The following is a 20,300-nucleotide window of genomic DNA, read 5'->3' on the forward strand; positions in this document are numbered from 1 at the left end:
GGCTTCCCTCCTCTCTGCTTTACAGCCGTTCAATAATGGTGGCGGTCGCCATGCCAAAGCCGATGCACATCACTTGCAATCCGTATTTCCCGTCCATGTCCTCAAGCTCATGGAGCAGCGTTGTCATCAGCCGGGCGCCGCTCGCGCCGAGCGGATGGCCGAGGGCAATCGCCCCGCCGCGCGGATTGACTTTTGCCATATCCGGCTCGAGCTCCCGCTCCCACGCCTTGACGACGGAAGCGAACGCTTCATTGATTTCGATCACATCGATGTCATCCAAACGCAGCCCGGCTTTGTCGAGCACGCGGCGCGTCGCGGGAATGACGCCGGTCAACATCAAAATCGGATCTTCGCCGACGACCGTGCGGGCGACGATGCGGGCTCTAGGCCGCAAGCCAAGCGCTGCCGCCTTTTCTGCCGACATGAGCAGCACGCCGGCCGCGCCGTCGCTCACTTGACTCGAGTTGCCGGCCGTAATGACGCCATCTTTCGGCTGGAACGACGGCTTGAGCGCCGCCAGCTTTTCAAGCGACGTGTCGCGCCGAATCCCTTCGTCGCGGGTGAAGGACACCGTCCCCTCCTCGCCCGGCACGTCAAGCGGAATGATTTCCCGCTCAAACATCCCACGGTCGGTTGCCGCCGCCGCTTTTTCATGGCTTTGCAAGGAAAACGCATCAAGCTCTTCCCGAGACACCCCCCATTTTTTCGCGATCATCTCCGCAGAAATCCCTTGCGGCACGATGTTGTACCGACTTGTCAGCTGGCGGCTGAACCGCCCCATGTCGCTTCCCATCGGAACGCGCGTCATGCTTTCGACCCCGGCGGCGATGGCGATGTCGATGTCGCCGGCCAAAATCGCCTGCGCCGCGCTATGAATCGCCTGTTGGCTCGAGCCGCACATCCGGTTTAAGGAAAACGCCGGCACTCCGACCGGAAATCCGGCGGCGAGCACCGCTTGGCGGGCGATGTTGCCCCCTTGCTCTCCGGTCATTGTCACACAGCCGACGATGACATCTTCCACCAGGCCGGCATCCAGCCCATTTCGGTCGACAAGCGCCCGCAGCACCGGAACAAGCAAATCGACCGGATGGACGCTTGAGAGCGCCCCTTTTTTCTTGCCGATCGCCGTGCGCACGGCGTCAACAATCACCACTTCCCTCATGCCGCTCCTCCTTTTCTGTCTGAACATCGAACTTCCTTCAGCACGCCCCGAAGCGCGGCGTCCGTTTCGTCAAAACGTAAACAATTCGATGCCGCCTGAAACATTCAACCCAATCCCCGTAATGTACTTCGCTTTATCGGAACAAAGGAACACGATGGCATTGGCGACGTCTTCCGGCTCGCCCGGACGGCGGAACGCGGTGCGCTGGATCATGCGCTCATTCATTTTCGGGTTGCCCATGCGAAACGCTTCCGTGTTGATGATGCCCGGGACGATGGCGTTCACCGTAATGCCGTAGCGCGCCCCTTCAAGCGCCATGCTTTTCGTAAAGCTCAGCACCGCTCCTTTCGTCGCCGAATAGCTCGCCTGGCCGAAGCCGCCAAGCGTCCCGGCGACAGACGACATGTTGATGATCCGCCCCCATCCTTGCTCTTTCATATACGGCCATACCGCTTTTGTACAGTTGTACGTGCCGGTCAGGTTCACCCGCAAATCGCGCTCCCAAAACTCATCGTTTTGCTTTTCGATTTGCGAAACGTGGTCGAGCGTGCCGGCGTTGTTGACCAAAATATCAATGGAACCAAACTCTTCTTTGACGCGGGCAAACACTTCTTTCACTTGCTCACGGTCGGTGACGTCCATTTTGAGAGCCAGCGCCCGCCGCCCCATGGCGCGAATGTCTTCCGCTGTCTTTTCGGCGTACACCACTTTTGTACTCTGCATCACTTGTGAGAGCGGTCCATATTTTTGCGCCGTCTGTTTGCTTTCTTCATCCGATTCGAGCAAAATATCGGTAATGACGACATCCGCTCCCGCTTCGGCAAGCGCCAAGGCATCCGCGCGCCCGAGGCCGCGTGAGGCGCCGGTGACGACCGCCACTTTTCCTTTCAGCAGTTCCGCCCATGACGACATCGGTGATCCCTCCGTTTAACGTAAAAATTGCGGTTGTTTCTTTTGGAAAAACGCCGCCAGCCCAATCGCCGGCTCTCCTGTCTTAAACGTTGCTGCAAATGACGCCGCTTCGATGCCAAATCCGTCTTCTGGAAGCCCTTCGGCCGCATAGATGGCCCGCTTGGCAAGCCCCATCGCCCGTACGGCCCCTTCTGACAGTTGCTCGGCAAACGCCGCCGCCTCTTCTTCCAACCGCTCCGGGGGCGTGATGCGATGAATGAGGCCGAGTTCGAGCGCTTCTTGCGGTTCAAGCCGTCTGGCGAGAAAAATGAGTTCCGTCGCTTTCGCCCGCCCGACGAGGCGCGTCAGCCGCTGCGTGCCACCCGCGCCAGGGATCAGGCCGAGCGAGACTTCCGTCAAGCCGATTTTGCCGCCGCCCATGATGCGGAAATCGCAAGCCAACGCCAATTCGCAGCCGCCACCGAGCGCGTAGCCGTTGATGGCCGCGATGACCGGCTTCGGCATCGTCGCGAATCGGTCGAAGCAGCGCTGCATGCGGGCGCTTTGTTCGGCGATGCCCGCTTCATTGCCGGCAAACTGGGTTCCTCGCTGAATCATATCCTTTAAATCAGCGCCGGCGAGAAACGTTTTCGGATGGGCCGACGCGATGACGACAACGCGCACCCCGCGGTCGGCTTCCAATTCATCGGCCGCTTTCTCCAATTCTTCCATTAACCGCTCGCTAATGGCGTTCGCCGGCGGGTTGTCGATCATCACCCAAGCGACTCCTTTGTTTCGCCGCTCGATGCGCAGCGTTTCGTAAGGCATCGGAATTCCCCCTTTCGTTCGATCGAACCGGCAACTTCATAAATGATCATCGCTCTCCACCGCGAGCGGAGATGTTTGGGTCGCCGCCTCGCTCTTCTATACGTGCACCCCGTATGGCGCATACAACCGCCTTGCGGTGACAAGGCGCTGGATTTGTTGCGTGCCTTCGAAAATATCGAACACTTTCACATCGCGGTACAATTTCTCGACCAAATGTCCGTCAAGGCCGACGGGCCCGAGCAGTTCAAGGCACATAGCGCATACATGAAGCGCCATTTTCCCGGCCACTGCCTTGCAGATAGCCGCTTCCATCGCATTCGGCTCGCCAATGTCGGCTTTCCACGCCGCTTCCCACGTCAACAGGCGAGCAACGTCAATCTCTTGCTCCGCCTCGGCAAGCAGGGCGGCTGCTTCATAGTACAACCGTCCTTGTTTCGGGTACTCGCTGCGAACGATGTCAAGCGTATATTCATAGGCGGCGCGGGCGATGCCGACGGCCATGGCCGCGACGATCGGCCTCGTGCTGTCAAACGTTTTCATCGCCACTTGGAAGCCGGACGGGCGATTTTCGTTTGCGCTGTACAGCTCTTCACCGCCAAGCAAATTTTCATCAGGAACAAAGCAGTCTTCAAACAAGAGCTCCGCCGTTTCATTGGCGCGCAAACCCATCTTATGGACGGTGCGGGTCGCGACAAATCCCGGCGTCCCTTTTTCGACGACAAACGCCCGGTGCCCGGCGCGGCCCAACTTCGGATCAACCGTGGCGAACACGACGACCCAAGAAGCGCGGGCGCCGTTGGTGATGAAAATTTTTTGCCCGTTTAAGAGATAGCCGCCGTCCACTTTTTTCGCCGTCGTGCGGATGCCGGACGCGTCCGAGCCGGCTTCCGGTTCCGTCAAGGCGTAAGCTCCCCAGCGCGGCTCCTCCTTCGTGAAAATGGACAAAAACCGCTGCTTTTGCTCGGGCGTGCCGCTCGATTGAATCGGCGGACCGCCTAAGCCAGGGCCGGGAAGGGAAAGGGCGATGCCTGGGCATCCCCACGCGAGCTCCTCAGCGGCGATGACGGCCACGCGGTTGCCTTCGCGCTCTTTTTTCTCCTTTTTCTTTTCCGAATCAGCCGAAGCACGCCCTCCGCCAAACGAAGACGCATTCAGCTGGATGCCCATTTTGTTGACTTTTTGCAGCCATTCGTCCGGCACCCGCCCGAGCCGGTCGGCCTCCAGCGCGATCGGGCGCACTTCATGTTTAGCAAACCAATGGACGAGTTCTTTGATTTGTTTTTGCTGCGGTGAGAATTCAAAGGAAATCATGGCGCCACCCTCTCTTTCCGTTTGCCCAGCAGCTGTTCGCCGCGGCGGATGAGCCAATCCGTTTCCCGGCCGTACAGCATCACTTGCGCCTGGGCGTCGCGCATCCATTTTTCAGCCGGGTATTCTTGCACGTACCCGTGCCCGCCGAGCATTTGCACGGCCTGATCGGTGACATAGCGCAGGGAACGATGAGCTCGCGACAACGCGCTCCAGGCGTAGCCGCCCGCCTGTTCATCCCCTCGGTCAACTGCAGCGGCCGCTTGCCATACAAGCAGTTTCGCCCCGCGGCATTCGAACGCCATTTCGGCGATCGTAAATGACACCCCTTGGAACTTGGCGATCTCCTGTCCGAACGCCTTTCTTCCCGCAGTGTATTCAATGGTGTAATCAAGCGCCGCCTCCATCAAGCCGACTTCCTTCGCCGCTTCGATGACTTGGTTTCGGGCGCGCATGCGGTTGAGCAATGCATCCGCTTCCGGGCCGCGGGCCACGAGTTGTTCCGGACCGGCGTACACTTCTGCGAATCGAAGGCGAGCGATGCCGGCAGCCAGCAGCCCAAGCCTGATGTCTCCTTCTTCGATCTCCCATACTCGCTCATCAAAGGCGAGCAATACCGTTTCCTCTTCTTCGTCCCTAGCGGCGATGACCGCCCAGTCGGCTTTCGACGCCAAGCGGACTGGAGACGACACCCCGTCCACAATATATCCGCTGCCGCGCCGGCGCACGCGAATCGCTTCCTTCAGCGGTTCTTTTTGTTCCGCTTCGTCGATCCAGGCGACAGTCGGCCATCCGCCTTTCGCCATCTCCCGGTACCGGTGCCACACGCGGTGCTCGGGAGACAGACGAAAGAGGGAAGACGCCTCCCCGGCCCCCGGAAGCCCTTGAATGACGCCTAAATCGCCATAGCTGAGCGCTTGCCAGATGATCGATTGCGACAGAAGCGGCAGTTCCAAGCCTCCCCCCGATTCCGGAAGCTCGAGCGTTGACAAGCCGAGCTCATCCACCCGTTCGCTCACATCAACTGAAACCGTTCGATGTTTTTCACACTCTCTTGCGACCGGCCGAATTTTCTCAACGGCTAGGCTGCGGGCAACTTGAAAAAACGCCTGTTCTTCTTTCGACGGTTGAAAGGATATCACCTTGCCCCTCTCCTTTTCCATTACGATTGAACAGCGGGAATGAACTCGCTCGCCCATTCGCGCAGCTTCTTTTTGTCGATTTTGCCGATCATCGTTTTCGGCAAATAGCCGACCTTTTTCAAAAAGCGCGGGGTTTTGTATTTCGCCAACCGCTTTTGGCAAAACTCGATCAGCTCCGCTTCCGTCACTTGGGCCCCGCGCCGAACGACGACATACGCGGCGACTTCTTCGCCCATTTTCGGTGAAGGGACGCCGACGACGCCGGCTTCCAGCACGTCCGGATGGGACATCAGCAGCTCCTCGATATCGCGCGGGTAAATATTGAATCCACCGCGAATGATGACATCTTTTTTCCGATCGACGATAAACACATACCCGTCCTCATCGATGCGCGCCATATCGCCGGTATACAACCAGCCGTCGCGCAGCGCCTGGCGGGTCTCCTCGTCTTTTCCATAGTAGCCTTGAAAAACGTTTGGACCCGACACAATCAGTTCTCCGACTTCGTTTGGCGGCAGGGGATTTCCGTATTCATCGACGACCGCCACCCGAACCCCGGGAAGCGGCAAGCCGACTGATCCAAGCTTGATCGGTTTCGTCGGATCCGTCGCCGTCACAATCGGCGCCGCCTCGGACAGACCGTATCCCTCCAAAATAAGACAGTTGAACTTGCGCTGAAACTGCTCAGCAAGTTCGGGCGGCAGCGCCGCAGAACCGGATATGCAAGCCACCAAGCTGGAAGTGTCGTACCGGTCGGCCTCGGCATAATGGCATAAAGCATGAAACATCGCCGGCACCATCGCCGTATGCGTCACCCGATGCCGCTCGATCGCTTCGAGCGCTTTTTTCGGCTCAAAATACGGCAGAAGGACGACTTGATCCCCCAAAAGGAGCGCGACGTTCATCATCGTAAATCCGAACGCATGGGAGATGGGCAATACCCCAAGGCCGACGCGTGCAAATTCGGTCGGCAGCCGCTTCGCCATCTCAGCGGCCGCTTCCGCATTCGTGGACAAATTGCGGTGCGTCAACACAACCCCTTTCGGCTGGCCGGTCGTTCCCGACGTGTAAAGCAAAGCCGCAGGATCGTTTTCATTGACTTCCGACGTCGTCAGGCTGGCAGGAGCTTGTTCCATTCTCGTTCGCAAAGAGTGAGGAGAATCCGGAGCGTCCAGCGTGACGATCATCGGAGGCGCCGGCAAGCCATTGGCGGCCTCTTTCGCTTTCGCCCACAGCATTTCCGCCGTCAGCACCACTTTCGGTTGGCAGTCTTTAAAAATGTAATGGAGCTCCTGCGTCTGCAACAGCGGCAACACCGGCACGACAACCGCTCCTGCTTTCAAGACGCCGCTAAAGGCGATGATGACTTCCGGGCTGTTCGGCATCGTTACAACAACGCGGTCGCCCGGCTTGACCCCAAGTTCAATCAATGCATGAGCCAGCTGAGACGAACGGGTATCGCATTCAATGTTCGTATATTCTTTTCCTTCGAATACCAGCAACGGATACGGTCCATATTCCTCTATGTTTCGTTTCCAAATATCCGTCAAACGCATCGTCCGCTTCTCCCCTATCGGTTTGTCAGAGGACAGCCGATTTGTCGACCGCCCTCTTTTCCTCCGTTAAGCCTGCTTTGCACTGTTGTATGCGGCGAGCACTTCTTGAAGGCGAAGCGCCAGCCCCATATCTCCGTCAATGCGAAGCCGCCCGCTCATAAACGCCTCCGTTCCGTTCAATTCCCCTTCCGCCATTTTTTTAAAATCTTCACTGTCCATGCTTAACGTGCAATCAGAAGGCTCTTGCTCCCCTTCAATGACAAATCCTGCATCCGGCCGGAGCACGACTTGGTAGACGCCGGCTTCATCGCCGCTCAAATTGAATTGATACACGGCGACAATTCCTTCCGCTCGTGAAATGTCTTCTTTCAATTGTTGATCGATCATCTGAAACACTTCTTTCACACTGGGCATATCAGTACCTCCTTAATATTTTGAACTATCAGAAATTTTTTGGCCCACTTTTACTATAAACCGCTTTCAATCATTCATCCATCCCGATGATGCTCGGATTTTTCCTTTTGCTTTTGCGTTTTCACCCGACATTTGTCCGGCCATGAAAGCGGGCTACAAAAAATTTCCATCAAACCAAACATCTAAATGACGTTTGGGGCATCACCTTCCTGTCAGCGCCGAGCTCACAAGGCATGAAGAAGTCCATCCTCACCGATCAGCTCCAAATAGCGCCGATAAAGCGGAAACGCCGGCACGATGCGCGGCAGAAGCTGCAGCGCCTTCGCTTTCGATCCTTTTGCCTTCATTTTTCCGGTCATGAGCGCCAATGGAACGTTGATGTTGCCGCCCCAAAATTGGTGGGCGATATCGCCGGTCGTCTTGATGGCAACATCAGGCGCATCGATTGCCTGCCCGAAATAAATGGCGTAGTTTTCACCGGTTTCCGGCCGCCTCGCATCGATGCTGATGACCGCCTCCGGATCGGTCAAATAAAAGACGAACGCGGCGCGGGAACGGCGGATTTGTTCTCCAATCCGATTGATTTGCTCCACCTCGTTGCCGTATTCCTGATACGCTGGATGCTGTCCCCACCAGCTGCGCAGCTCCATTTCCGTCCTTGGGCGCGACGGAATTTGCATAAACTCGCCGATCACCCGATACACATGAGCATCATCACGAAACAATGCCATATCCGTTCACTCCCTTCAATCGAGTGTGCACTCTCATTTTGGCGCGAAACGACTCCCTCCAGCAATTCCGACAATTGCCGGGAGGAAACAGGCAAAACGAAGGGAACCCATGAACACTCAACAAAGCGTATAAGCGATGAAACAAAAAAATAGCCGCCCCGTTTGTTTGAGGCAGCTGTTTTGGCCAACATGGCTGCAACGATTCTTTTTAGGACAATCTTCAGCGCATCATTAATGGTGTAAACTCTCTTTTTGTTAACGCATGCTCGTTTTTTTATCGACAAAGAAAAAAGCAACCTCCTCCCACATTCGTAATCGAATATGAAAAAGGTTGCTTTAGCATGTTTTTGCTAGTTACAAATTACGTTTTTGTTTGTAAATCTCGTCAACCCCTACAAATTCGCCAGCCGCATGACGTCGCGGGCGATCATGACCTCTTCATTCGTCGGGATGACGAGCACTTTGACCGGCGAGTGCGGATAGCTGATGAACGCTTCTTTGCCGCGCACTTTGTTTAGGATGGGATCCCAGTACACCCCCATGAACTCGAGGCCGCGCAACACTTTCGCCCGCACGACTTCGCTGTTTTCGCCGATGCCGGCGGTGAAGATGATGGCATCGACCCCGCACATGCGCGCCGCATATGAGCCGATGTACTTATGAATGCGGTTCGCAAACACTTCAAGTGCCAGTTCTGCGCGCTCATTTCCTTCGGCGGCCGCTTTTTCCAAGTCGCGCAAATCGCTCGAGATGCCGGATATGCCGAGCATGCCGCTCTTTTTGTTCAGCACGTCAATCACTTCATCGGCCGTCATTCCCGTTTTTTCCATAATGTACGGGATGAGCGCCGGGTCGATGTTGCCGGAGCGCGTTCCCATCGCCACGCCGGCTAATGGCGTAAAGCCCATGGACGTGTCGATCGACTTGCCGCCTTCAACCGCCGCGATGCTCGCCCCGTTGCCTAAATGGCACGAGATGAGGCGCAGCTGTTCGATCGGCCGGCCGAGAAGCTCCGCCGCCCGCTGGGTGACGTATTTGTGCGACGTGCCGTGGAATCCGTACTTGCGGATGCCGAATTTCGTGTAATACTCATATGGCAAGCTGTATAAAAACGACTGTTCCGGCATCGTCTGGTGGAACGCCGTGTCAAACACCGCCACGGCCGGCACGTCCGGCAGCACTTCCTGAAACGCCCGAATGCCGACGAGGTTGGCCGGGTTATGGAGCGGAGCGAGCTCGGACACTTCTTCAATTTGCTTGATGACGTCCTCGGTGATGAGCACCGAATCACTGAACTTCTCCCCGCCGTGGACGACGCGGTGCCCGATGCCGTCAATTTCGTCAAACGAACGGATAATGCCGTAGCGAATGAGCTTATCAAGCAGCATTTTAACGGCCGCGGCATGATCCGGAATCGCCGTCACTTCTTGATGTTTTTCACCGTTTACGACAATGGTGAAAATCGCGTCGTCAAAGCCAATCCGTTCGACGACCCCTTTGGTCAACACCGTTTCTGCCGGCATCTCAAACAGCTGGAATTTCAACGAGGAACTTCCCGCATTAATGGCTAGCACTTTCGCCATCGAAAACACAGCTCCTTTTTTGCCAAAATCCGCTCGCGCTTACCGTTAGTGTGCGCGATTGGGCGCCGTTTCACTATGCCTTTTTCATTGTATGCCTCCCGTTTTCGCGTTTCAAGCGCCGCTTTGTTTCGCAACCGGTTGCAAGAAAAAGTTTTTATGTTGTGAAAAATGAAAACGGAGCTGACCGAAAAGGTCGGTGAAAAACAGCGATTCTTCGATGAAGAAAAGAGCAGCATTTATCATCTTGAGCCGAGAAGACCCCACTTCCACGCGTGAGCGCAAGGGGAGGAAGATGCAACCTCTCGTTTTGTGAAGGGGCTTGACGGCCTATACGGTGATCAAAAAGGGCGTCCTGCTGCGTTTGGGACACCCTTTCGTCAACATTCTTTTTCCTCGGTGATCCAGGCGTCGATTTTCGCCATCATCGCCTGCATCGCCGATTTGTTGGAAAACCGCGGCAGCTCGACAAGCAGCACGTGTTTTGGCTTTTTGACGTTCGGCCCTTTCTTTTGCAAAATCAACACGCTTTTTGCCGCCTGATCGTTTTTAAACATCGACAGCGGCAGCTGCAAGACTCCTTGGACAATGGCCGCCTCTTTTAAAAATTCGTTCAGCTGCCCCGCCTGCGGGCTCGAGAACAACATATTCGGGATGAGGAAAAACAAGTAGCCGCCCTCTTTCGTATAGCGCAAGCTTTGCTCGATGAACAAATGATGGGCATACGACCGGCCTTCCTTCGCTTTTAAGGCGAAGCGGGCGGCATTGTCGTCATCCGGGTAATAGCCGACCGGCAGATCGCAGACGACGACGTCAACCGGCTCAACAAACAGCGGCCTTAGGCTGTCTTGGTTAAACAGCTGCACCGGATGCTTTTGCAAGTTCGCGTTGACGTACGCCAATTTGACAAGCAGATCATCGACATCGCTGCCGTAGCTCGCCGCCTGTTTTCCCCGAAGGCCGTTTAACACCGCCGTCAATAAATTCGCCGTGCCGACGGCCGGGTCGAGGATCTTAAGCGCCAAATGCGAGCGCGTAAACTCGCGGACCAAATACGCCAAAAACAAACTGACCGCATCCGGAGTCATTTGGTGGTGCGGCTGAACATGCTTGCGCATCCCTTTTAACACCGCAAGCTGAAACGCCTTGCGGATTTCTTCGTTTTGAAACCGTTCCAGCATCAGTTCGCGATACTGCTTTTTCAGCCGTTTCGCGTTCAGCTCGCTCACCTCATCTTGCAGCACGTCGCCGTGGAACAAATTCTCCCCCGTCTCCGCGACGGCTTCTAAATACGTGCATTGCAATTCTTCTTGCAAAAGTTGGGCCGTTTCATCGAATACCGTGAACAACCGTTCGACTGGCGTCATCATCTGTACGTCCCCACCTTTCTGCCAACGTCCCTTCTGTATATTGTACGGCCGTCCGCCTCGCGCCGCAAGAAAAGCGCCGATAGGAACGGAAAAGGCCCCGAACGGGTCGGGGCCTTTTCATTATTTCGCCGCTTTCGCCGCTTCAATCGCCGCTTCGTAGTTCGGATGGTTCGTCACTTCCGGCACGTATTCGACATACGTCACTGTGTCATGGCTGTCGATGACAAACACGGCGCGGGCAAGCAGGCGCAGTTCTTTGATCAAGACGCCGTATGCTTGTCCGAACGAAACATCGCGATGGTCGGACAACACTTGAACGTTCTCAATGCCGGCGGCGCCGCACCACCGCTTTTGCGCAAACGGCAAATCGACGCTGATCGTCAACACTTTCACATTGTCGAGCTTTGCCGCTTCCTCGTTAAACCGGCGCGTTTGCGCGTCGCAAACCCCGGTGTCGAGCGACGGAACAACGCTGATCAGGCGGACGTGTCCTTTCGTATCCGCGAGCGTCACTTCCTGCAAGTTTTGATCAAGCACGGTGAAATCCGGCGCTTTGTCGCCGACTTTCACTTCGTTGCCGACAAGCGTCACCGGCTGCCCTTTAAACGTCACATAGGCCATGGGTTCTCTCCCCCTTTAGAAAAAATATGTACTACTTCCATACTAAAACGCGGAACGGAATTTTTCAACGATTTTGTCCGTTCATGACAGCGGACAAACAAAAGGCCGGACGCCAACGGTCCGGCTAAATGTCAAAGTCGTCTGCTTTTTGGCCTGCGGCGCCGTCTTTCTTGTTTTTCTTCAGCATCGCCTGAATCTTCTCAAACGCCTGCGGCGCGACATCGAGAATTTTTTCGTATAAGTGCGTGCTTTCATCCAAATGGAGCAGCTTCACCCCGGACGAGTTGACGACGAGAAACGCAATCGGCGTAATCGAGACGCCGCCGCCGCTGCCGCCGCCAAACGGATGTCCGTTCCCTTGGGCCTGCCCGTTCCCGCCGGCTTGCGCCCCTTGGTGGCCGTTTTGCTGGCCGTCAAGCATAAACTCGCTGCCGCCGGCGGCAAAGCCAAACCCGACTTTCGAGACGGTCAAAATGACACTCCCGTCAGGCGTCTCCACCGGGTCGCCGATAATGGTATTGACGTCGATCATTTGTTTTAAGTTTTCCATCGCTGTTGTCATCAGCCCTTGAATCGGATGGTTCGTCATCGTCATTCCTCCTAGTAGCCTTCATTTGCCTGCTTGGCCGCCAATGGGTTTCGCTTTGGCAGCCGCCATCCGCGCCAATGTTTGACCACTCGCAATCCTGCTACCATAGCATGCCCGATTCGAAACTGAATCATACATAAAAACACCGTTTCCGAAGCGGCCCGATCGTAGGCCGGAACGATGGCGACAGCCGGAGTTGTTTTCATGTTCATATAGCGGCTCGCAGCGCCGATGATCATGTATTTCAGCGACCAGCCAAGCCCCACGAGCAAGCCCGTTGACGCGGCGTCGCCGGTGCCGATTCTCGTTTTCCACTCCCATTTCGTAATCGTCACGTGGCGGTAAAATTGTTTCATAATTTCATGCAAGTCGACGACTTGCTCGAGAAACCGTTTCAGCTGCCGAAACAGGTCGGCGATTTTTTTTAGGGTCAATTTCCCTTTCTTTTCCTCCTTCCCGCGCGTTCCCTCCACTCCTTTTTTATGGAGAAACGCCACTCCCGGCGCATCCGGATCCATGTCCAGCTTGATGAGCGGAATGCGGACGGTATAGCGGAGGAGGCCAAACAGCGTGCGCACCACGATTTTGCATTCATCGTCGTCTTTCATATGGCGAAACACGACCGTCACCGATACTTTCATCCAGGCGACGAGAAGAAGCAAAAGAACAACCGTTGCGATGACCGCGATGACTGCTTTCAATGTCCGCCCTCCCTTTCATCATCCATTGTCGCCATCTAGAAAAAAAATAAACCTGCCGTTTCGGCAGGCGGACATTGGTTGACGGTCTGTTCTTGATGCAGGCGGATTGTTACTCGCGGACGACGATCGTATCCGCGAACTGGTCATGCATCCCTTTTTTCTTTTCGGAAAACGCAACAAACAAAAAACCGATGAACAGCAATTTTTTCGCGATGAATTTGCCGACGACTTCGCGAAACAACACGGTCAGCCAGGTGAGCGGCTCGCCGCGCTCATCGACCACTTTTAAGCCGAACACCATTTTGCCAAGCGTCTGCCCAAACGCTTTCGTCATCAACACGAAATAGGCGTAAAAGACGACGGCGGCCGCGACCGCCGCTGGCGCGAACAAACCGTCCTGCGCAAGCGGCCAATCGAACAGGCGAAAAAGCGGCCAAACGATGAGCCGGTTGAGGCTCGAGACAACAATGACATCAAGGCAATACGCCCAAAAACGAAGCCAAAAGCCGCCGTAGCAGAGGGGGCGCTCTGCCGGCGGGAGATGATCCGCCAGCGTCGCCGTTATTTGCATGTCCGTCATGTTTCCACTCCTTTATTCGGCGTATAAATACATAAGCCGCGGCGAGGATGGGCGCGACAACAGGCGGATGAGCCCGGCCGCCTCGCTGTCCGGCTTCATCCGGTTCGACACCATCTCAAAGAGAGAGCTCCACGGCGCATCGTTCACGTATTTTACGACTTGAGCGCCGGTTAAATGATGCTCTTTTTTGAGCGCAGCGATCGCGTCATCCAAGTAGCCGAACTCGTCGACAAGGCGGAGCGCCTTCGCCTGTCGCCCGTCATAAATGCGGCCGTCCGCCAGCTTGCGCACCGTGTCTTCCGGCAGCTTTCTCCCTTTGGCTACCACATCAACAAACGCATCATACGAATCATTGATCAGCTGCTGCAAAATCTCCCGTTCCGCTTCGGTCATTTTGCGCGCCGGATTCATGATGTCTTTGTACGGCCCGCTTTTGATCGTGACAAGCTCCACGCCGTACTTCTTTGCCAGCCCTTCATAGTTGACGCTTTGCATGATGACGCCGATGGAGCCGGTGATCGTCTCCGGGCTGGCGAAAATTTTATCGCCGGCCGCCGCGATATAGTAACCGCCCGAGGCGGCCATGGCCCCCATCGATACGTAAATCGGCTTGTTCGTCTTCTTTTTCAGCTTCATCAGCTGATCGTAAATTTCCGCGCTTTCCGCGACACCGCCGCCCGGCGAATTGATGCGCAAGATGATCGCTTTGACGTCTTGATCCTCTTTCGCCTGTTTGATCATTTGCAAAAACGTTTGGTGGTTGTACTGTGATGAGGAAAGAAACGACTCCGCTTCCCCCGCATCTTGAATAACTCCGTTCACTTCCAACACAGCGATTTTTTTCAACGGGTCGCCCTCGGCGATGACTTCTTCGCTAAATGGCGACTCCATGAGCGCCAGCCAGCTTTCCGACCAGCCGCCGGCCTTGTCGGACAAAAGAACGCCAACCGCTTGAACAAGCACCGAGATCACAAACAAGGCGGCGGCGATGGCCAACGCGGTCCATCGTTTTCGATTCATCGTCTTCCCCCCTGCATCGGCTGCCCATATTTTTAGAATCCTGGCAAACGTGGTACAATATTCATTGTACATCGATTGATTAGATGATGCCAGCAGGAGGGCAAAACATGGATATGGAACGCAACCGTCTTTATTTTTTTTATAAGCGCGACGACAAGCTCATCGAACGGGTGAAGCCGCTCATTGAGCTGGCAGAGCGCGGTCCGTTTGTTGTCGTCGACGACTATCGGGAAGCGAACATCATCGTCAGCATCGGGGATGACGGCGCGTTTTTGCAGGCGGTGCGGCAGACGGGATTTCTTCCTGACCGTTTGTACGTCGGCGTGTCCGTCTTGCCGGCGCGCGGGTTTTACTGCGATTTCCATATTGACGACATCGATCATATGGTGGAAGCGGCGAAAAATTGGAAACTCGAAGTGCGGCGCTACCCAATCATCGAAGTGACGATCGACGGCGCGGCTTCGTTTTTCTGCTTAAACGAATGTTCGATCCGCTCGCAAATCATTAAAACGATGGCGATCGACGTTTTCATCGACGACTTGCATTTCGAGACGTTCCGCGGCGACGGCATCATCGTTTCGACGCCGACCGGCAGCACCGGCTACAATAAATCGGTGCACGGAGCGGTCGTCGATCCGCTCTTGCCGTGCTTTCAAGTGAGCGAACTCGCCTCGCTCAACAGCAACCGCTATCGGACGCTCGGCTCGCCGTTCATTTTGAGCGGCTCGCGGACGTTGACGCTGAAAATGTCGGAAGAAACAAGCCATTTTCCGATCATCGGCCTCGACAATGAAGCGCTCAGCATCCAGCATATTGAGCGGATTGACATTCGTTTAAGCGACCGGGTGGTCAAAACGGTGCGCTTGAAAGACAATTCGTTCTGGGATAAAGTGAAACGCGTCTTTTTGTGAAGCGTGTGTCTGTTCTCCCGGCGAAACACCGGATCTAAAATGGCGAATCCGTTCGACGCGCATGCGGCAAGAGGGTGTCTCGTTGCTTTTGAGACACCCTCTTGTTTGGTCGCCGCGCGGACATCGCTCCGCTTCTGGCAACGGCCAGCTCAACCGGCTCTTTCTGCTTACGACGACCGGCCGGCAAGGCGGGCTTCCCGCTCGCGCAGCTCGACGCGGCGGATTTTTCCGGACGCCGTTTTCGGCAAATCGTCGACAAACTCGATTTTGCGCGGGTATTTGTACGGCGCCGTCAACTGTTTCACATGTTCTTGCAGGGCCGGAATCAGAGACGGATCGTCTTTGTCGACCCCGTCGCGCAGCACGACAAACGCTTTGACAACATGGCCGCGCACTTCATCCGGACTGGCGACGACGGCGCACTCTTTTACGGCTGGGTGCTTGACAAGCGCGTCTTCGACTTCAAACGGGCCGATCGTATAGCCGGCGCTGATGATGATGTCATCCCCGCGGCCTTCAAACCAGAAATAGCCGTCTTCGTCTTTGCGCGCTTTGTCTCCCGTAATGTAGTAGTCGCCGCGGAACTGCATCGCTGTCCGCTCCGGATCTTTGTAATAATACTTAAACAGCGCCGGCGTCTCGATATGGACGGCGATGTCGCCGACTTGTCCGGGCGGGCACGGCTCGCCGTTTTCATCGATAATTTCGACGCGGTTGCCTGGCGTCGGTTTCCCCATCGAACCCGGCTTGATGGGCATTCCTTTCATGACGCCGACAAGCAGCGTGTTTTCTGTCTGGCCGTAGCCGTCGCGCACTTCGACGCCGAAATGCTTGGCAAACGTGTCGATCACTTCGCGGTTGAGCGGCTCTCCGGCGGACACGGCGCTGTGCAAATGAGATAGATGATAGCGGCCGATGTCCGGCACTTTCGCCATCAAACGATACTCGGTCGGCGTGCAGCACAGCACATTGATGTTGTATTTTTCCAATAGCTGCAAATATTTTTCCGGCTCAAAACGGCCGTAGTAGACGAAACCGGTCGCCCCCGAGCCGAGCACCGATAAAAACGGGCTCCAAATCCATTTTTGCCATCCCGGTCCAGCCGTCGCCCAAACGAGGTCGCCTTCTTCAATGCACAGCCAGTTTTTCGCAGCCGTGCGCAAGTGGGCGTACGCCCAACCATGGCAATGGACGACCCCTTTCGGATTGCCGGTCGTGCCGGATGTGTACGACAAAAACGCCATATCATCGCGCGAGGTATCCGCCGCCTCAAGCGTTTCGCTCTCTTTGGCCATGGCGTCTTCAAGCGGAATCCATCCGTCCCGGGGTTCCCCGATGACGAACTTCGTCAAACGTTCGATGCCGTCAATCGGCGCAAATTCGTCCGTATACGGCGCATAAGCGACAACCGCTTTCGCTTCGCTATGGACGAGCCGATATTGCAAATCCTTTGTCCGCAGCATCTCCGAGCTTGGGATGACGACAAGCCCGGCTTTGAGCGCCCCTATATACACTTCGTATGTTTCAATGAGGCGCGGCATCATGACGAGCACTTTATCGCCTTTTTCGAGCCCATGCGATAAGAAAGCGTTTCCAATTTGGTTGGCGCGCGCCATCAAGCGGCCGTATGTAATCTCTTTCGTTTCGCCTTGCTCGCTCTCCCATTTCAACGCGATCCGATCCGGGCCGGCGGCCGCATGCCGTTCCATTTCCGATGTTAAATTGTAGCGCTCGGGAGCAATCAAGTCTTCCCGCCTCATCGTTCCTCTCCCCCTCTGTCTTGTTTCGCCTTGGTCGGCATCTTTATTATACAAAATAGTCGTTCTATTTTGAATACCGTTTTTCTCATATGAAAGCGGCGGGGAATGCCCCCGCCGCGTAAGCCATCATTATGAAATTAGAATTGGCGTGCGCCGCCCAATTGTTGCTGCGCCATGGCTACGAGACGTTTCGTGATCTCGCCGCCGACCGAACCGTTGGCGCGCGAAGTCGTGTCAGCGCCTAAGTTCACGCCAAATTCTTGAGCGATCTCATATTTCATTTGCTCCAGCGCTTGTTGCGCACCCGGAACGAGCAGTTGATTGCTGTTGTTGCGTGCCATCTGTTTTCACCTCCTTGTACCTATAGAATGTGTGAAAACAGATGGCGATATGCAGCGATGCTTTTTGGTAAATTTTGAGATTCAAAACAGCTCGGCAAACTCATCGCCCTGCCCTGTTTCTTCATCAATGACGAGCGTTTCTGTGTCATTGACTGCCTTTTCCAGAAGCGGAGCGAGGTCGAGCTGGCTCTCATAATGGAGCACTTTTTCTTTTTTCGGCTTCGTTTTCGGCGCTCTTGGCGTAAAAATGGTGCAACAGTCTTCATACGGAAGAATGGAAATATCATGTGTGCCGATTTGCTTCGCCAGCTCGATAATTTCAAGTTTATCCATCGAAACAAGCGGGCGCAAAATCGGGGTATTTGTCACCTCATTGATCACGTACATGCTTTCTAGCGTCTGGCTCGCGACTTGGCCGAGGCTTTCGCCCGTGACGATCGCCAACGCCCGCTGGCGGCGGCGCAACGCATCGGTGATCCTAAGCATCGCCCGCCGAGTGGAAATGAGCGAGTACTCGTTCGGAACTCCTTGATAAATGGCTTGTTGCACTTCCGTAAACGGCACGATGTGAAGCTTGATTCTCCCGCCGTATGTCGTCAACTTGCGCACAAGGTCAATCACTTTTTGCTTCGCCCGTTCGCTTGTAAACGGAGGGCTGAAAAAGTGGACGGCCTCGATTTCCAAGCCGCGCTTCATCGACAAATATCCCGCGACCGGGCTGTCGATGCCGCCGGAGAGCATGAGCATCGCCTTGCCGCTCGTCCCGACCGGCAGGCCGCCGGCGCCGAAAATGTCGCGGCACGTGATATACGTCCCGTCTTGGCGCACTTCAATGCGCACGTCAATATCCGGCTCGCGCACGTTGACCGTAAGTCCATCCGTATGCCGCAAAATGTGCGCCCCCACCTCGTAGTTCAGCTCGTCGCTTCGATACGGAAACTGCTTGTCGACGCGGCGGGCGCTCACTTTAAACGTTTTTCCTTTGTATGGGAGCTGGCGGACGGCGGCGAGCGCCGTTTCCTTAATGGCGTCCAGATCGTTTTCGCACTTCATCGCCAGGCTGAACGAATGAATGCCAAAAACGGTTTTCAGCTTTTCGATGATCGGTTCATGCGGCTCGCCGTTTAATAAAATGTACATTCGGTCGCGCATATATTCAATCTGAATCCGCTCGAACGCCTGCAGTTTGCGGGCAATGTTGTTTTTAAGACGCCGGACGAAGATGTTCCGATTTTTTCCTTTCGTCGTCATTTCTCCGTAGCGAATCAAAATGCGGTCATAGTTCATCATCTTATTCCGTTACCTCGCTTAATGTTTTGATCGCCTGCTTGATCGCTGCCACCGCCGGCGCGATTTCTTCCCGGCTGTTGTCAAACGACAAGCTGATGCGAATGCCGCGCTCGGCTCGGTCTTCACCAAGCCCCATAGCCAAAAGCGTCTTGCTCGGCGCCTTTTTTTTTGATGAACAGGCCGACGTCGTGGAGACGTAGATTCCGCTTTTCTCCAGTTCGTGAACAAACACTTCCGGCTTGATGCCGCTTTTCAGCGAAAAATTGATGATGTGAGGAGCGGCGCCATCGCGCGGCGTGTTGATCTCGATGTCCGGAATCGCCGAGAGCGCTTCAAGCCACTCGTCTTTTAGCGCCTGAAGCCGGCCGATGTCCCGCTCATACCGCTCCATGGCCAAGCGAAGCGCCTTTGCCATCGCCACGATGGCGGCGACGTTCTCCGTTCCGGACCGAAGCTGCCGCTCCTGCCCGCCGCCGGCAATCAACGGCGCCAAGCGGACGCCTTCACGGACGTAAAGCAAGCCGGCGCCGCGCAATCCGTGAAATTTATGCGCCGATATCGTGCATAAATCAACACCGGCTTGCTTCAAGTCGAGCGGCACTTTGCTGATCCCTTGCACCCGATCGACGTGAAACAATGTTTTCGGATAGCGGGCTAAAAGCGCGCCGATTTCTTCGATCGGCTGCACCGTGCCAACTTCGTTATTGACGTGCATGACCGACACGAGAATCGTATCGTCGCGCAGCGCGCGTTCCACTTGCTCAACCGATACCCTTCCTTCGCGGTCGACCGGCAAGTACGTCACCTCAAAACCAAGCTCCTCAAGCTGGCGGCACGGTTCAGCAACAGACGGATGCTCGATTTTCGTCGTAATGATATGTCGGCCGCGCCGCTGATATTGCCAGGCGACCCCTTTGATGGCGAAATTGTTCGCCTCCGTTCCGCCGGAGGTAAAAACGATTTCATTCGGCTTAACGCGCAGCATGGCGGCGATTTGTTCACGCGCCTGCGCCAAAAGCCGCTCCGCCTTCATGCCCAGCCCATGGAGCGACGACGGATTGGCAAAATAGTTCGTTGCGACGGCGACGAACGAATCGACCACCTCGGGAAATGGTTTGGTCGTCGCACTGTTGTCAAGATAAATCATCGCTTCCATCCTCCGCTCATTGTCGGCAAAATATCGCTGTACATCGTCCATCTTAACCAAAACAGGCGCCAATCGGCAACGAAAACACACAGTCATTTACATTATTCACCAAAAACCCATTGAACAATCTCCCACCTGCGCTTAGAGGTGGGAGATTCTTGGGAACACCCGCCCCACGGCAGGCTGTCAGCCAAGCCATCCCCGTGCGTCCCACGGTTTGGCTGCCTTACGAAGACAGCAAACGAAGCCCCCTCATTCAAAATATTCCGGGCTTCGTTCCTGTTCGAGAGAAGAGGCAGAAAAGCTTGTGCTGTGTTTTTTAGTAAAATAATGGATAATCAATACTCGTGATCGGGTG

General features: G+C 55.4%; 20 protein-coding genes. 1 reads left to right on the forward strand and 19 read right to left on the reverse strand.

Annotated features, from left to right (window positions below):
- Positions 1 to 19: 19 nt before the first annotated feature.
- From GHH_RS14075 to sppA, 15 genes are all read right to left on the reverse strand, one after another.
- A complete protein-coding gene (locus GHH_RS14075) occupies positions 20 to 1,162 on the reverse strand; it encodes a thiolase family protein (RefSeq protein ID WP_015375619.1) in 1,143 nt (380 codons plus the stop codon).
- 69 nt (positions 1,163 to 1,231) lie between these two features.
- Positions 1,232 to 2,074: an SDR family NAD(P)-dependent oxidoreductase gene (locus GHH_RS14080; protein ID WP_011232252.1), complete on the reverse strand. Its 843-nt coding sequence runs from the start codon at positions 2,072 to 2,074 to the stop codon at positions 1,232 to 1,234.
- 15 nt (positions 2,075 to 2,089) lie between these two features.
- A complete protein-coding gene (locus GHH_RS14085; RefSeq protein ID WP_015375620.1) occupies positions 2,090 to 2,881 on the reverse strand; it encodes an enoyl-CoA hydratase/isomerase family protein in 792 nt (263 codons plus the stop codon).
- 96 nt (positions 2,882 to 2,977) lie between these two features.
- Positions 2,978 to 4,192, reverse strand: coding sequence for an acyl-CoA dehydrogenase family protein (locus tag GHH_RS14090; protein WP_015375621.1), 1,215 nt, complete (start codon positions 4,190 to 4,192; stop codon positions 2,978 to 2,980).
- Complete coding sequence (locus GHH_RS14095; RefSeq protein ID WP_015375622.1) at positions 4,189 to 5,331, reverse strand: acyl-CoA dehydrogenase family protein; 1,143 nt, start codon at positions 5,329 to 5,331, stop codon at positions 4,189 to 4,191. The genes GHH_RS14090 and GHH_RS14095 overlap by 4 nt, the downstream gene beginning before the upstream one ends.
- Before the next feature lie 20 nt (positions 5,332 to 5,351).
- Positions 5,352 to 6,887, reverse strand: coding sequence for a class I adenylate-forming enzyme family protein (locus GHH_RS14100; protein ID WP_015375623.1), 1,536 nt, complete (start codon positions 6,885 to 6,887; stop codon positions 5,352 to 5,354).
- Positions 6,888 to 6,953: 66 nt separating this feature from the next.
- On the reverse strand, positions 6,954 to 7,301 hold the full coding sequence (locus GHH_RS14105; protein ID WP_015375624.1) for an SCP2 sterol-binding domain-containing protein: 348 nt from the start codon (positions 7,299 to 7,301) through the stop codon (positions 6,954 to 6,956).
- A gap of 224 nt (positions 7,302 to 7,525) precedes the next feature.
- On the reverse strand, positions 7,526 to 8,032 hold the full coding sequence (locus GHH_RS14110) for a hypothetical protein (protein ID WP_015375625.1): 507 nt from the start codon (positions 8,030 to 8,032) through the stop codon (positions 7,526 to 7,528).
- Between the two features lie 392 nt (positions 8,033 to 8,424).
- Positions 8,425 to 9,615 (reverse strand): acetate kinase, encoded by a 1,191-nt coding sequence (locus tag GHH_RS14115; RefSeq protein WP_015375626.1) that lies wholly within the window; start codon positions 9,613 to 9,615, stop codon positions 8,425 to 8,427.
- Positions 9,616 to 9,992: 377 nt separating this feature from the next.
- Positions 9,993 to 10,982, reverse strand: coding sequence for a class I SAM-dependent methyltransferase (locus GHH_RS14120; RefSeq protein ID WP_015375627.1), 990 nt, complete (start codon positions 10,980 to 10,982; stop codon positions 9,993 to 9,995).
- Between the two features lie 120 nt (positions 10,983 to 11,102).
- Positions 11,103 to 11,603: a thiol peroxidase gene (tpx, locus tag GHH_RS14125; protein WP_015375628.1), complete on the reverse strand. Its 501-nt coding sequence runs from the start codon at positions 11,601 to 11,603 to the stop codon at positions 11,103 to 11,105.
- 124 nt (positions 11,604 to 11,727) lie between these two features.
- Positions 11,728 to 12,192, reverse strand: coding sequence for a GerW family sporulation protein (gene ytfJ, locus GHH_RS14130; RefSeq protein ID WP_015375629.1), 465 nt, complete (start codon positions 12,190 to 12,192; stop codon positions 11,728 to 11,730).
- Positions 12,193 to 12,203: 11 nt separating this feature from the next.
- Complete coding sequence (locus GHH_RS14135) at positions 12,204 to 12,893, reverse strand: DUF2953 domain-containing protein (protein WP_015375630.1); 690 nt, start codon at positions 12,891 to 12,893, stop codon at positions 12,204 to 12,206.
- A gap of 109 nt (positions 12,894 to 13,002) precedes the next feature.
- The gene (locus GHH_RS14140; RefSeq protein ID WP_013524344.1) at positions 13,003 to 13,473 is read right to left on the reverse strand and encodes an RDD family protein; all 471 of its coding nucleotides are present in this window, start codon (positions 13,471 to 13,473) and stop codon (positions 13,003 to 13,005) included.
- 12 nt (positions 13,474 to 13,485) lie between these two features.
- Complete coding sequence (sppA, locus tag GHH_RS14145) at positions 13,486 to 14,493, reverse strand: signal peptide peptidase SppA (RefSeq protein ID WP_015375631.1); 1,008 nt, start codon at positions 14,491 to 14,493, stop codon at positions 13,486 to 13,488.
- Between the two features lie 107 nt (positions 14,494 to 14,600).
- On the opposite strand from sppA, the gene GHH_RS14150 reads away from it, so the two are divergent.
- On the forward strand, positions 14,601 to 15,404 hold the full coding sequence (locus GHH_RS14150; RefSeq protein WP_011232266.1) for an NAD kinase: 804 nt from the start codon (positions 14,601 to 14,603) through the stop codon (positions 15,402 to 15,404).
- A gap of 167 nt (positions 15,405 to 15,571) precedes the next feature.
- Here the strand turns inward: GHH_RS14150 and mbcS are convergent, their stop codons facing one another.
- The 4 genes from mbcS to GHH_RS14170 form a co-directional block, all read right to left on the reverse strand.
- Positions 15,572 to 17,164 carry an acyl-CoA synthetase MbcS gene (mbcS, locus tag GHH_RS14155; protein ID WP_013144468.1) on the reverse strand — a complete coding sequence of 531 codons (1,593 nt, stop codon included), beginning with the start codon at positions 17,162 to 17,164 and terminating at the stop codon, positions 15,572 to 15,574.
- 137 nt (positions 17,165 to 17,301) lie between these two features.
- The gene (locus GHH_RS14160; RefSeq protein WP_011232268.1) at positions 17,302 to 17,505 is read right to left on the reverse strand and encodes an alpha/beta-type small acid-soluble spore protein; all 204 of its coding nucleotides are present in this window, start codon (positions 17,503 to 17,505) and stop codon (positions 17,302 to 17,304) included.
- 81 nt (positions 17,506 to 17,586) lie between these two features.
- A complete protein-coding gene (thiI, locus tag GHH_RS14165; RefSeq protein ID WP_041470738.1) occupies positions 17,587 to 18,792 on the reverse strand; it encodes a tRNA uracil 4-sulfurtransferase ThiI in 1,206 nt (401 codons plus the stop codon).
- Between the two features lie 4 nt (positions 18,793 to 18,796).
- On the reverse strand, positions 18,797 to 19,942 hold the full coding sequence (locus GHH_RS14170; protein WP_015375633.1) for a cysteine desulfurase family protein: 1,146 nt from the start codon (positions 19,940 to 19,942) through the stop codon (positions 18,797 to 18,799).
- Positions 19,943 to 20,300 lie beyond the last annotated feature (358 nt).

The sequence above is a fragment of the Geobacillus sp. GHH01 genome (genome assembly GCF_000336445.1).
GTDB classification, from domain to species: Bacteria; Bacillota; Bacilli; order Bacillales; family Anoxybacillaceae; genus Geobacillus; species Geobacillus zalihae.